Origin of the sequence: Amycolatopsis dendrobii, assembly GCF_014145675.1 — a bacterium.
Classification (GTDB): Bacteria; Actinomycetota; Actinomycetes; order Mycobacteriales; family Pseudonocardiaceae; genus Amycolatopsis; species Amycolatopsis dendrobii.
The window spans coordinates 245,276-258,627 of sequence record NZ_JACGZW010000011.1; the positions used below are offsets into that span (position 1 = coordinate 245,276).

12 protein-coding genes are annotated in these 13,352 nt (G+C 67.5%); 5 read left to right on the forward strand and 7 right to left on the reverse strand.

What is annotated here, in order from left to right; translation table 11 throughout:
* Nucleotides 1-31 precede the first annotated feature (31 nt).
* The 3 genes from H4281_RS31655 to H4281_RS31665 all read right to left on the reverse strand — a co-directional run bounded on the left by H4281_RS31655 (nt 32) and on the right by H4281_RS31665 (nt 3,914).
* Nucleotides 32-1,129 carry an ABC transporter permease gene (locus H4281_RS31655; RefSeq protein WP_182894547.1) on the reverse strand — a complete coding sequence of 366 codons (1,098 nt, stop codon included), beginning with the start codon at nt 1,127-1,129 and terminating at the stop codon, nt 32-34.
* Nucleotides 1,126-2,691: an ABC transporter ATP-binding protein gene (locus H4281_RS31660; RefSeq protein ID WP_182894548.1), complete on the reverse strand. Its 1,566-nt coding sequence runs from the start codon at nt 2,689-2,691 to the stop codon at nt 1,126-1,128. The genes H4281_RS31655 and H4281_RS31660 overlap by 4 nt, the downstream gene beginning before the upstream one ends.
* Nucleotides 2,692-2,771: 80 nt before the next feature.
* Nucleotides 2,772-3,914 (reverse strand): BMP family lipoprotein, encoded by a 1,143-nt coding sequence (locus tag H4281_RS31665; RefSeq protein ID WP_182894549.1) that lies wholly within the window; start codon nt 3,912-3,914, stop codon nt 2,772-2,774.
* 554 nt (nt 3,915-4,468) lie between these two features.
* On the opposite strand from H4281_RS31665, the gene sdhC reads away from it, so the two are divergent.
* The 4 genes from sdhC to H4281_RS31685 are packed head-to-tail and all read left to right on the forward strand — an operon-like array spanning nt 4,469 to nt 7,903.
* Entirely contained in the window at nt 4,469-4,918 is a 450-nt protein-coding gene (gene sdhC / locus H4281_RS31670) for a succinate dehydrogenase, cytochrome b556 subunit (RefSeq protein WP_078870582.1), read from the forward strand.
* Nucleotides 4,919-4,922: 4 nt separating this feature from the next.
* Nucleotides 4,923-5,339, forward strand: coding sequence for a succinate dehydrogenase hydrophobic membrane anchor subunit (locus H4281_RS31675; RefSeq protein WP_037816149.1), 417 nt, complete (start codon nt 4,923-4,925; stop codon nt 5,337-5,339).
* Nucleotides 5,340-5,375: 36 nt separating this feature from the next.
* Entirely contained in the window at nt 5,376-7,130 is a 1,755-nt protein-coding gene (gene sdhA / locus H4281_RS31680) for a succinate dehydrogenase flavoprotein subunit (RefSeq protein ID WP_182894550.1), read from the forward strand.
* Nucleotides 7,130-7,903: a succinate dehydrogenase iron-sulfur subunit gene (locus H4281_RS31685; protein ID WP_037816151.1), complete on the forward strand. Its 774-nt coding sequence runs from the start codon at nt 7,130-7,132 to the stop codon at nt 7,901-7,903. The genes sdhA and H4281_RS31685 overlap by 1 nt, the downstream gene beginning before the upstream one ends.
* 65 nt (nt 7,904-7,968) lie before the next feature.
* Here the strand turns inward: H4281_RS31685 and H4281_RS31690 are convergent, their stop codons facing one another.
* Both H4281_RS31690 and H4281_RS31695 read right to left on the reverse strand, forming a co-directional pair.
* Nucleotides 7,969-9,351 (reverse strand): S8 family peptidase, encoded by a 1,383-nt coding sequence (locus tag H4281_RS31690; protein WP_182894551.1) that lies wholly within the window; start codon nt 9,349-9,351, stop codon nt 7,969-7,971.
* Between the two features lie 78 nt (nt 9,352-9,429).
* A complete protein-coding gene (locus H4281_RS31695) occupies nt 9,430-9,675 on the reverse strand; it encodes an SCO4848 family membrane protein (protein ID WP_093575906.1) in 246 nt (81 codons plus the stop codon).
* A gap of 42 nt (nt 9,676-9,717) precedes the next feature.
* Here H4281_RS31695 and H4281_RS31700 point away from each other — a divergent pair, with 42 nt between their 5' ends.
* Complete coding sequence (locus tag H4281_RS31700; protein WP_182894552.1) at nt 9,718-10,947, forward strand: D-alanyl-D-alanine carboxypeptidase family protein; 1,230 nt, start codon at nt 9,718-9,720, stop codon at nt 10,945-10,947.
* Between the two features lie 51 nt (nt 10,948-10,998).
* Here H4281_RS31700 and yhjD read toward each other — a convergent pair whose 3' ends face one another.
* Both yhjD and H4281_RS31710 read right to left on the reverse strand, forming a co-directional pair.
* Nucleotides 10,999-12,012, reverse strand: a complete 1,014-nt coding sequence (gene yhjD / locus H4281_RS31705) for an inner membrane protein YhjD (protein ID WP_182894553.1) — start codon at nt 12,010-12,012, stop codon at nt 10,999-11,001.
* Between the two features lie 54 nt (nt 12,013-12,066).
* Entirely contained in the window at nt 12,067-13,323 is a 1,257-nt protein-coding gene (locus H4281_RS31710) for a hypothetical protein (RefSeq protein WP_182894554.1), read from the reverse strand.
* Nucleotides 13,324-13,352 lie beyond the last annotated feature (29 nt).

Consider the following 13,352-nt stretch of genomic DNA (forward strand, 5'->3'; position numbering starts at 1 on the left):
GGACCCGGCCGGGAGAACTCCGTCGTGGTGGTCACACCGCACCGCCTTCCGCGACCGAGGCGCCCTTGCGGCCGTTGCCGGCGAGCGCCCTGCCCACCCTGCGCTGTTCCGCGGCGAGGTCGGCCCGGCGCACGATCTCGTACGCCACGACGACCGAGAGCACGATGATGCCCTGCATGATCGTCGCGATCTCCTTGGACACGTTGATCTGCTCCAGCGACACCGCGGAGGTGTCCAGGAACGCCCACAGCAGCGCGCCGAACGCGATGCCGCCGGGGTGGTTGCGGCCGAGCAGCGCGACCGCGATGCCGGTGAAGCCGTACATCTGGGTCGCGGTGATGCCGTAGCTGTAGTCACGGCCGAGCAGTTCCGGCATGGCGACCAGACCGGCCACCGCACCGGACAGCAGCATCGCGATGAGCGTCATCTTCTTCGCGCTCACGCCACCGGCCGCGGCCGCCGTCGCGGACTCGCCGCTCGCCTTCAGCTCGAAGCCGAACCGGGTGCGGTTCAGCATGAACCAGTACGCGCCGCCGATCACGATCGCGATGAACACGAACCCGAACAGCGTGCCCGACCCCAGCGGGATGCCCGGGATCCGGCCGGACGGCGCGATCACCCTGGTCCCGATGTTGTTGCCGGTCTGCACGCCGAACTGGTCGGCGTTGATCAGGAACGCGATGATGCCCGCGACGATCGAGTTCAGCATGATCGTCGAGATGACCTCGCTGACGCCGCGGGTCACCTTGAGCACCGCCGGGATCGTCGCGTACAGCGCCCCGGAAACGATGGCCACCAGCAAGATCACGATGGTGTGGATGACCGGCGGCAGCTGCAGCGCCCCGCCGATGATCGCGGCGACCACCGCGGCGAACCGGTACTGGCCCTCGACGCCGATGTTGAACAGGTTCATCTGGAACCCGATCGCCACCGCGAGGCCGGACAGGTAGTACACCGTCGCGAGGTTCACCGTGTCGACCGCGGTGGAACCCTTGAACAGCTGGCCGATCATCGTCCCGTACGCCTGCAATGGGTCGGCACCGGAGATGACGAGCGCGATCGCGGACAGGATCACTGCGAACGCGATCGCGAGCAGAGGCGGCAACAGCCGCGTGCGCCACGAACTCATGAGTCTTCACCTTCTTCGGCGCCGGTCATGGCGGAACCGAGTTCCTGCGGGGTGACGGTGGCCGGGTTCGCCTCGCTCACGAGCCGCCCGCGCAGCATCACGCGAATGGTGTCGGACAACCCGATCAGCTCGTCGAGGTCCGCGGAAATCAGCAGCACGGCGAGGCCGTCGGCACGTGCCTGGCGGATCTGCTCCCAGATCAGCGCCTGCGCGCCGACGTCGACGCCGCGCGTCGGATGCGAAGCGATCAGCAGCACCGGGTTGCCGGACAGCTCGCGCCCGACGATCAGCTTCTGCTGGTTGCCGCCGGACAGCGCGGCGGCCGGAACGTCGATGCCGGGCGTGCGGACGTCGTACTCGCGCACGATCCGTTCGGTGTCCTCGCGCGCGCCCGCGATGTTGAGCAGTTGCCCGCCGGACACCGGTTCCCGCGTCTGGTAGCCGAGAATCCGGTTGACCCACAACGGTTGCGTGAGCAGCAGGCTGTGCCGCGTGCGGTCCTCGGCGATGTAGCCGATGCCCGCCTCGCGCCGCGCCAGCGTGCCCAGCTTGACCAGGTCGTGCGTCTCGCCGTCCGGCGGCGTCAGCTCGATGTGGCCGCCGCTCGCCTTGCGCATCCCCATGATCGTCTCGACCAGTTCGGTCTGGCCGTTGCCCTCGACGCCCGCGATGCCGAGCACCTCGCCCGCGTGCACGGTGAAGGAGATGTCGTCGAGCACGTTGCGCTCGGACCCCTCGGCGGACAGCCGCAGCTCGCGTACCCGCAGAACCTCGCGGTCGGTCACCGTCGACTCGCGCGTCTCCGGGCTCGGCAGCTCCGAACCGACCATCATCTCGGCCAGCTCGCGGCTGGTGATCTTCTTCGGATCCGCGGTGCCGACCGTGGTGCCGCGCCGGATCACGGTGACCGTGTCGGCGATCGCGCGCACCTCGTCGAGCTTGTGCGAGATGAAGAGGAAGGTGTAGCCGTCGGCCTGCATTTCGCGGACGGTCGTGAACAGCGCGTCCACTTCCTGCGGCACGAGCACGGCGGTCGGCTCGTCGAGAATGATGATTTTCGCGCCGCGGTAAAGGACTTTGACGATCTCGACGCGCTGCCGGTCGGCGACGCCGAGTTCCTCCAGCAGCGTGTCCGGCTTCGCGTGCAGCCCGGTCCGCTTCGACAGTTCCGCCAAACGCGCTCGCGCCGCGCGGCCGATGCCGTGCAGTGCCTCCGCGCCGAGGAACACGTTTTCCGCGACGGTCAGATTGTCGGCGAGCATGAAGTGCTGGTGCACCATGCCGATTCCGGCGCGGATGGCGTCCTGCGGGTTGCGCAGTCTCACCTCGCCGCCGTTGATGGCGATGCTGCCCTCGTCGGGCTGCTGCATCCCGTACAGGATCTTCATCAGGGTCGACTTGCCCGCGCCGTTCTCGCCGCACAGCGCGTGCACCTCGCCCGCCGCCACGGTGAGGTTCACGTCGGAGTTCGCGACGACGCCGGGGAACCGTTTGGTGATCCCGGTCAGCTGGACGGCCGGCACGCCCCGGTCGGGGACGGCTTCGGCCTCGATCTCGGTCATCGGAGGGGACATCCCGTTCTGTCGGAAACGCGTGAGGGCCCGGAAGGAAGATCCTTCCGAGCCCTGCCGCGTCATGAGCGTTACTTGGCCGGCTTGTCCGAAACCTTGATGGCACCGGAGACGATCTGGGCCTTGTACCCGTCGAGCACGTCCTTGATGTCGTCGACCTTGCCGCCGGAGGTCGAGTAGCCGACCCCGTCGGACTTGAGGTCGAAGCGCTTCGGCACCGTGCTCAGGTCGCCCTTCGCGACGGCCTGGAGGTACTCGAAGACCGCGACGTCGACGCGCTTGATCATCGAGGTGATGATGATGTCCTTGTCGGCGGCGACCGTCTTCTGGTTGTACTGGTCGGAGTCGACGCCGATGGCCAGCGCGTTGTTCTGCTTCGCCGCGTCGAACACGCCCTTACCGGAGGCGCCGGCAGCGTGGTAGACGACGTCCGCGCCGCGGGAGATCTCCGCGGCCGCCTTCGCGTTGCCCTTCGGCGGGTCCTGGAAACCGGAGAAGTCGCCGGCGGGCGTCAGGTACTCGTCCTCGATCTTGATCTTGCTCGAAACGGCCTTCGCGCCCTGCAGGAAGCCGGCCTCGAACTTCTGGATCAGCGGGGTGTTCACGCCGCCGACGAAGCCGACGTGGCACTTCTTGCTCTTGTACGCGGCGGCGACGCCGGCCAGGAACGAGCCCTGCTCCTCGGCGAAGACCAGCGGCGTGACGTTCGGGAGGCTGATCGAGTCGTCGTCGACGATCGCGAACTTGGTGTTCGGGTACTTGGTGGCGACGGCCTTGACCGACTGCGCGTACGCGAAACCGACCGCGACGATCGGGTTCAGGCCCTGCTGCGCCATCTGCTCGAGCCGCTGCTGCTTGGCGGCTTCGCTCTCGCTCGCGCTCGCGGTGCTCTCGTTCACGGTCGGGACGCCCAGGTCGGACTTCGCCCGGTCGGTGCCCGCGGCGGCCGCGTCGTTGAAGGAAGCGTCACCGCGACCGCCGACGTCGAAGGCCAGGCCGACCTTGAGCTTGCTGCCGTCGACCTTGCCCGAGGCGGCGCTGCTGCTCGTGGCGGCGGCAGGCGCGGCGGGCGGCTTCGGGGCGGTGATGCAGTTCGAGCCCGCGTTGCCGTCCGAACCGGACGCGTTGTTCTTGCTTCCCCCGGTGTCCTTCGCGCACCCGGCCAGTGCAAGCACCCCAGCCATGGTCGCGGCGGCCAGCGCGGTTCCACGCATGCGACGCAACGTGTGTCTCCCTCCCCGCTGATCCAGCGGACGATCCAGGAACGGCCCGGTCACGGTCGCCGGGCTCAACTGGCAGACCGTACCCAACCGCCGGGTAACCGCCATAGGAACGGCACGCTACGTAACACAAACGTTTACTCGGAGGGTCGATCCGCGACCAATCCGGCGCCGACCGTGATCAAGAGCCGCCTCCCTGCCCGCCGCGATCACTCACCGTGGCCTCGCTTTCGCCCGGGAAACGTCCGTGAAGGACTCCTTGAGGGAATCCGATTCCCGGAAGGAGTCCTTCACGGCCAGCTCAGACGTGCTCCAGACCACACGTCCGAGTGGTCTGGCGTGGTCACCGGTGTCTGGTCTGTCACAGAGAGGAACCCGGAGGTGAGCCGCGCGTATGGGTCGGGTCTAGCATCCATGCATCCACGCTCGATGGCCCCTGATCTCGGCACCGTCGCCGGAGTTGTCCCCAGTGGACCGACCCCGGCCGCGGGTGCGGACCTCACCGGTCACCCGGGCACGACAGTCATGACGTTGGAGGCCGTTCACCGATGTCCACCACGGCGAGCACTGCCACCGAAAGCGGGGCAGGAGCTAGCGATCGGGCGGGTGCCTCACGCCGGCAGGGAACTTTCTACCGGGGCGACCCCGGCATGTGGTCCTGGGTGCTGCACCGCATCACCGGCGTGCTGACCTTTTTCTTCCTGTTCGTGCACGTGCTCGACACCGCGCTCGTGCGCGTGTCGCCGAACACCTACGACCAGGTCATCGAGACGTACAAGACGCCGATCGTGAACCTGCTCGAGGTCGGCCTTGTCGGCGCGGTGCTGTTCCACGCGCTCAACGGGCTTCGCGTCCTGCTGGTCGACTTCTGGGCCAAGGGCCCGAAGTACCAGAAGACGATGCTCTGGGTCATCGGCGTCGTGTGGGTGGTCGTGATGGTTCCGGGTGCGTTCTTCATGCTGAAGCGCACCGTCGAGACGCTTTTCGGGGGTGCCTGATCCCATGGCCGACGCTCTGATCCTCGACAAGCCGCGCTCGCCGCGGCGCCCGTCCGCCCGGCGCAGCAACTTCGAGCTCTACAGCTGGCTGTTCATGCGCATTTCCGGGCTCGCGCTGATCATCCTGGTGCTGGGCCACCTGTTCATCATGAACATCCTCGACGGCGGCGTGCACCGCATCAACTGGGGCTTCGTCGCCGGCCGCTGGGCCTCGCCGTTCTGGCAGTTCTGGGACCTGGCGATGCTGTGGCTCGCCGAGATCCACGGCGGCAACGGGCTGCGCACGATCATCGACGACTACGCGCGCAAGGACTCCACCCGGTTCTGGCTGAAGATCCTGCTCTACGTCTCGATGGTGCTCATCCTGGCCGTCGGCACGATGGTGATCTTCACGTTCGACCCCGAGATGCCTGCCTCCTAAGGGCGCACCCACCACTAGCTAGCGGAGTCTTTCCCTATGCAGTTCCACAAGTACGACGTGGTGATCGTCGGCGCGGGCGGCGCCGGCATGCGCGCGGCCATCGAATCCGGTCAGCGCGCCCGCACCGCGGTCCTCACCAAGCTGTACCCGACCCGGTCCCACACCGGCGCGGCCCAGGGCGGCATGTGCGCCGCGCTGGCGAACGTCGAAGAGGACAACTGGGAATGGCACACCTTCGACACCGTCAAGGGCGGTGACTACCTGGTCGACCAGGACGCCGCGGAGATCATGGCCAAGGAGGCCATCGACGCCGTCCTCGACCTGGAGAAGATGGGCCTTCCGTTCAACCGGACGCCCGAGGGCAAGATCGACCAGCGCCGGTTCGGCGGGCACACCCGCGACCACGGCAAGGCCGCGGTGCGCCGCGCCTGCTACGCCGCGGACCGCACCGGGCACATGATTCTCCAGACGCTGTACCAAAACTGCGTCAAGCACGGCACCGAGTTCTTCAACGAGTTCTACGTGCTCGACCTGGTCCTGTCCGAGGGCGAGGACGGCAACCCGATCGCGTCGGGCGTGGTCGCCTACGAGCTGGCCACCGGCGAACTGCACGTGTTCCAGGCGAAGTCGATCGTGTTCGCCACCGGCGGCGCGGGCAAGATCTTCAAGACCACCTCGAACGCGCACACCCTCACCGGCGACGGCCTCGGCATCATCTTCCGCAAGGGCCTTCCGCTGGAGGACATGGAGTTCTTCCAGTTCCACCCGACCGGCCTGGCCGGCCTGGGCATCCTGATCTCCGAGGCGGTGCGCGGCGAGGGCGGCATCCTCCGCAACGCCGACGGCGAGCGGTTCATGGAGCGCTACGCCCCCACCATCAAGGACCTCGCGCCGCGCGACATCGTCGCCCGGTCGATGGTCCAGGAGGTGCTGCAGGGCCGCGGCTGCGGGCCGAACAAGGACTACGTCGTCCTCGACGTGACCCACCTCCCGGTCGAGGTCCTCGAGACCAAGCTGCCGGACATCACCGAGTTCTCCCGCACCTACCTGGGCGTCGACCCGGTCAAGGAGCCGGTGCCGGTGTTCCCGACGTGCCACTACGTCATGGGCGGCATCCCGACGAACATCCACGGCGAGGCGCTGCGCGACAACGAGCACGTCATCCCGGGCCTGTACGCCGCGGGCGAGGTCGCCTGCGTGTCGGTGCACGGTTCGAACCGGCTGGGCACGAACTCGCTGCTGGACATCAACGTGTTCGGCCGCCGCGCGGGCATCGCCGCCGCGGAGTACGCGCTGGCGCACGAGCACGTCGAGCTGCCGGAGAACCCGACCACCCTGGTCGAGGAACAGCTGGAACTGCTGCTGTCGGAACACGGCGACGAGCGCGTCGCCGACATCCGCAAGGAAATGCAGCAGACGATGGACTCGCACGCGTCGGTGTACCGCACCGAGGACACGCTGAAGCAGGCGCTGACCGACATCCAGGCGCTCAAGGAGCGCTACCAGCGGATCACCGTGGCGGACAAGGGCAAGCGGTACAACACCGACCTGCTCGAGGCCGTCGAGCTCGGCTTCCTGCTGGAGCTGGCCGAGGTGCTGGTCGTCGGCGCGATCGCGCGCAAGGAGTCCCGCGGCGGCCACGCCCGCGAGGACTACCCGAACCGCGACGACACGAACTTCATGCGGCACACCATGGCCTACAAGCAGGGCGAGGGGCTGTCGGCCGACATCCGGCTCGACTACAAGCCGGTCACCTTCACCCGCTACGAACCGATGGAGCGGAAGTACTGATGACGACGGCCACCCCTGAAGCGCCTTCCTCCAAGGCGTCCGACGAGCACACGCCGATCCAGGTCACGCTGAAGATCCTGCGGTTCAACCCGGAGGTCGACCAGGAGCCGCACTGGGAGTCCTACGACGTCCCGGCGCAGCCGACCGACCGCGTGCTGAACCTGCTGTTCTACGTCAAGGACTACATCGACGGCACGTTCTCCTTCCGCCGCTCGTGCGCGCACGGCGTGTGCGGTTCGGACGCGATGCAGATCAACGGGATCAACCGGTTGGCCTGCAAGGTGCTGCTGAAGGACCTGCTCGAGAAGAACGGCAAGAAGACCGAGATCACCATCGCCCCGATCAAGGGCCTGACGACGTTGAAGGACCTCTACGTCGACATGGACCCGTTCTTCGAGGCGTACCGGGCGATCAAGCCGTACCTGATCACCTACGGCAACGAGCCGACCCGCGAGCGGATCCAGTCCCAGGCCGACCGCAACCGGTTCGACGACACCACCAAGTGCATCCTGTGCGCCTGCTGCACGTCGTCCTGCCCGGTCTACTGGAACGACGGCTCGTACTTCGGCCCGGCGGCGATCGTCAACGCCCACCGCTTCATCTTCGACTCCCGCGACGAGGGCGCCGAAGAGCGGCTGGACATCCTGAACGACGGCGAGGGCGTGTGGCGCTGCCGCACGACGTTCAACTGCACCGACGCCTGCCCGCGCGGCATCCAGGTGACCAAGGCGATCCAGGAAGTCAAACGCGCGCTCCTCTTCAAGCGCGTCTGATCTTTAGCCAGGAAAGCGGCCCTCGCCCCGAGCAGTCGGGACGAGGGCCGCTTTTTGGTGCTGCGTCAGTGAACTGCGTCCAGCGCGTTGACCAGGCCGCGCCCGTAATACGAGTTGTTTCGCGCCGAGCCGGAGCACGCCGACACATCACAAGCCACCGGATCCGCCTCCGCGGTAAGCAAAGCCGTCAAAGCACGCGGCGGCGCGTTCCGATGCGTAGACGCCAACAACGCAGCAACCCCAGCCACGTGCGGTGAAGCCATCGAGGTGCCGCACTTAGTGCCGTAAGCACCGTTGAAGATCGTCGACAGCGGGCATCCCGCCCCTTCCCCGGCAGGCGGCATCTGCCCCGAATCCCCGCCCGGTGCGGTGACGGTGACCGAGCCGTAGTTGGAGTAGTAAGCCTTCGTCCCCGCGTAACCAACCGCGGACACTGTCACCACACCGTCGATCGCCTTCGGCAGGATGCCGCACGAAGAATCAATCTTGTGTGGACGGTTCGGGTCCACAGTCTGCTTCGTGACGTCGAAGCCCGAGTTGCCCGCGGCAGCGATGTTGAGAGTCCCGCGCTGCGTCGAGTAAGTGACAGCGCGCCGTACGGCCTCGTACGCGGCAGCGTCGCCCGCCTCGTTGCGGCAGTAGAACATTCCGGGGTCGATGTAGTAGCTGTTGTTCGTCACCTGGAAACCGTGCTGTGCGGCCCAGACAAAGCCGCAGACGGCTGCCTCCGGGAAGATGTAGCCGTCGTCGTTCACCACCTTCACCGACGCCAGCCGCACGCCCGGCGCGATGCCGGTGAAGCCGCGTGACGGGTCCTTGCCCGCGATGGTGCCTGCGACGTGCGTGCCGTGGTCGGAGTTCGTCGGGGCCCAGGCGGAAGCGTCAGGTGCGCCGGTGACACAGCCGGTTGAAGACTGCGCGTCTACCGCGTGCGCGAGCGCGGGGTGCTTGGCATCGATGCCGGAATCCAGCACGCCGACGGTGACCGACCGCGAACCGGGGTTGATCTTGTTCGCCTCGGGAGCGTGAATGGCCCGCATGTCCCACTGCTGAGTCGACAAATCGTCACCGGCGGCGACGCTCTCCGTCTGCTCCAGCATTCCGATCGCGGAGCGCAATCCGGCGCGGGCGGCGGCCTTCGCGGCGACGTCCTTGCCCGCCGAGTACGCCCGCTTCACGCCGAGCCGATCGGCGAAGTCCGCGTTGCGCGAGCTGGCTACCGCGACGCCGATCTCCGGGTAGTACGCGATCCGCTTGCCGCATTTGGCGGTCAGCTCCGCGTCGACCGAACGCTGCTTCTCGCCCGGTTGGTACAGCACGACGTAGCTGTACTGCTTGCTGGCGGTGTCGCACGACGGCGCGGGCGCGGCGAACGCGGGCACGGCCACCGCACCGGCAGCGACGCCGGCTACCGCGACCGGGACGAGCAATCGACGTAAACGGGACATTTAGCCTCCATGGTCGGTCGCCCGAAACTAAGCCAGCCCGGACGCGCCCCGCCACCGACCAAAGGACTCATCCCCGCATCAGGTGTTCGCGCGCTCCTTCGAGGTCGCCCGGATGCCGCGCCAGCCGAGCACCCCGATCGCGGTGCCGAGTACGAACGAGACCACAGTCAGCACCGCGTGCACGATGAAGTACCCAGTGGGTGAACCGTCGGCCGCCCACGACTGGTTGCTGGCCCACAGATTCTTGGCGAACGTGATCCAGATGATCCAGGACCAGATGCCGAAAGCGAACAAGGCCATCGCTGTACCTCGTGAAATGCGCATGTCTCGAGTATGCCGCCGGACCATCGGCGCTAGATTGCGTGGGTGCACCCCGCTTTCGCCCGGTCGCTGCGAGCATTCGCCGCGACACTCGCCGCAGCCCTCGCAGTCGTCGCCGCGCCCGTCGCCCTCGCCGCACCGGCGCTGGCGGAGCAATGCACCGAACACGCCGCGCCGCCGCCGCCAGTGGACACCTCGGAGAAGCCGAAGCCGGGCCAGACCGTCCCGCCGCCGCTTCCGGTGCCCGCCCAGCCGGTCGGCGGCGACCGCTTGGGCGGCTGCGGCCCGATCCTGCCGCCGGGCGCGCCCGCGCTGCCTCCTGGCGACACCTCGGCGTCGTGGGTCCTCCAGGATCTCGACACCGGTGCGGTCGTCGCGGCGAAGGACCCGCACGCGCGCGAGCGGCCGGCGTCGCTGATCAAGACGCTGCTGGCGCTGGTGGTGGTCACCGAGCTCAAGCCGGACCAGGTCATCGTCCCGACGAAGGAGGACGCCGAGCAGGAGTGCACCTGCGTCGGCATCACCGCGGGCGGGCACTACACGGTCGACCAGCTGCTGCACGGCCTGCTTATGCACTCGGGCAACGACGTGGCGCACGCCTTCGCGACGGCGCTGGGCGGCGTCGACGCGGCAGTCGCCAAGATGAACGCGCTCGCGGCCCGCATCGGCGCCACGGACACTCGCGCGGCGACCCCGTCCGGCCTCGACGGGCCGGGCATGTCGACCTCGGCGTACGACCTGAGCCTGGTCTTCCACTACGCGATGAAGCAGCCGGAGTTCGCCAAGGCGGTCGCGACGAAGACGTACACGATCCCGGCGATCGACGGGAAGCCGCCGATCCCGGTGTTCAACGACAACAAGCTGCTCGGCGTTTATCCCGGTTTCCTCGGCGGGAAGACCGGCTTCACGGACGACGCGCGGCACACGTACGTCGGCGGCGCGGAACGCGACGGCCACCGCCTCGCGATCGTGATGATGCGGGCCGAACAGCGCCCGACGAAGGTGGTCGACCAGGCGGCGAAGCTGCTCGACTACGGCTTCGCGCTGGAGAAGAACGGCGCGCAGCCGGTCGGTCAGATCGCCTACCAGCCGCTGAGCTCCGACGCCGCCCCGATGTCGGACAAGGAAGTCACCCCCGCGGGCGCGACGACCGCGGCGGCGCAGAAACCGGACCCGTTCGGCGCCACCGGCTGGGTGCTGACCGTGGTGGTGCTCGTGATCATCGTGGCCGGGTTTGTCATCAGCTATCAGCGGAAGCGCAACGTCCGCTCGTGACGACCACGGAAAAGGGCCTCCTTGATTCGCTCAAGGAGGCCCTTTTCCGTCTCAGCCCTTTCGCCTGCCCAGCCAGGCCAGCAGCGCACCAGCGCTGAACGCGCCCGCCACGGAGCCGAGCCCGAGCCCGTGCTGCACCGTCACCCGCGGCTCCAGCAACACCGGAGCGGGCGGCTGCACGACGCGTCGCTGGTTCTCCCGCGCGGTCGCCGTCCAGGCTGTCACCAGCAGCAGGAAGCGCGACACCAGGTTCGCGAACACCAGCAACCCGATCACCGGCCCGAACAGCGCGAACGACGGCGATTTCGTGACGCTCGCCAGATAAACCGTCGCGACCTGCTGCAGGATCACGAACCCGACAGACGCGATAATCGCGCCCTTGACCGCGCTCCGCAGCGCGACGTGCTCCCGCGGCAGCCGGGCGATCACCCACAGGAAAACCAGCGCGTTGGCGATCAGGCTGAGCACGATCGTCGCGACGTGCAGCAGGAACTTCGCCCACCCCTGGCCTTCCAGCCCGACCAGCTTCAGCAGCAGTTCGCCGACGCCGCTGCCCGCCGCGGTGAGCGCGAACGACACGATCAGCGCCAGCCCGAGCCCGAGCAGCGACAGCAGGTCCTTGATCGTCCGGCCGACGAACGGTTCCGTTTTCTTCTCCTGGCCCCACTGCGCGGTGAGCGCGTCGCGGAGGTTGCCCATCCAGCCCACGCCGGAGTAGAGCGCCAGCAGCAGCCCGAAGACCCCGATGCCGCTGCCGGACTTCAGCGCGGTGTCGGTGATGCTCTTGACCAGGTCGCGCAGGCCCTCTGGGACCGAAGTATCGATCCCGTGCGTGATCTGGGCGATCACCGCTTCGTTGTGCCCGAGCACCATGCCGACGATCGCGAACGCCACCATGAAGATCGGGATCACCGACAGCACGCTGAAGTACGTGATCGCCGCCGCGTAATGGTTGCCGTAGTTTTCGTTGAAGGAGTCGTTGGCGCGGATCAGGTGATCCAGCCACGGGTACTTCCGCCGCAGCCGGGGCAGCAGCTTTTCCTTGTCACCGGTCTCTTTCGCCACCGGAAAACGCTAACCACAGCAACCAGGCCCCGCAACGCGAGCGTGCCCGCGCGGTTACTGCTCGTGGAAGGCGGAGATCATCTTCTGGGCGGCGGGCACCAGCAGCCGGGTCGCGTCCGCACCGCTGATGCCGTCCGGTGCGGCGTTGTGGTCGGCGAGGTAGAGCTTGAACACGAAGCGGCCCTTGCGGAACAGCACCTCGCCGTGGGCCTGGCCCTTGCTGTGCACCTGCCCCTCGTCCCCGACCTGGGCGGGCGCGGACTGGCCGTCGTTCGGCGCGGAGCCGAGATAACTCTTCGCCGCTTCTTCGCTGAGGAAGCTGATCGCGGTCAGGTGCAGAGCGCGCCGATCGATGCCGTTGTCGTGACCGGTGCCTCGCTCGCAGTCGATCTGCACGTAGTTGTGCTGGGTGCTGTTGGTCATGATCATGTCGCCGACGGCGGTGCCGGGGGTTTCGGCGACCATCGGCGAAGCCTCGGTGCCGATCGCCGGGGTCACCGCGTCGGGCGTGAGCATCGGACAAGGCTGCGCGACCGATTTCGGGAATGCCGCGCTGTCGTAATCGATGACGTTCGCCCCGGCCGGCGCGCTCACCTGCTTCGCGAAGTTCTCGGCGACCTTCTTGCCGAGTTCCTGCAGCTTGCCCGCGCTCTTGCCGGCCTTCAGCTCGAAGTCCAAGTCGACCAGCGTGTCTCCCAGGACCAGCACGGCGTCCCCGGAAGCGTCCGACGGGCTGTCCGTCTTGCGGCGCTTGGAGAAGATCTTCACCGGACCGACGGTCAGGCTGGGGTCCGCGTCGTCGAGGTAGGGCTTGGTGTTCACGGTCGGCACGTAGGCCGGCTGGGACACCGCGACCGCCAACCGCTCCTGTGTTTGATTGCCCTGGTTGTCTTCCAGGCTGTACACACAGTGATTCACGCCCGAGGTCAGTGCCTTGGCGTAGGTGTTTTCGGACGACCGCAGCGGTCCCGAACCGTCGCCGACCAGGTAGCGGCGCTCGAAGGTGGCCCCGTTCGGGTCCGGCCGCGATTCGGCTCGGATCCCCAACGCGACAAGGTCCCCGATGGTCAGCAGGTTGCACGCCTGGATCACCGGCTTGCCGCCGATCTGCACCGCTTGCGGGTTCGGCTTTTCCTTGATCGGAGCGGGGTCCGGATACTGCGAGTTCGCATAACCCGGCCGCTGCACGGTCTGGCCGTCGCCGTTCGGGTCCTTCGCGTTCTCACCGTCCGATCCGGACATTCCGCTGCACGACGTGACCAGAAACAGCGTCGCGACACTGATCGGCCACAACCCAGTTGTGAATTTCACGCTATTTCGTCCCCCCCGGACTTTGTTGT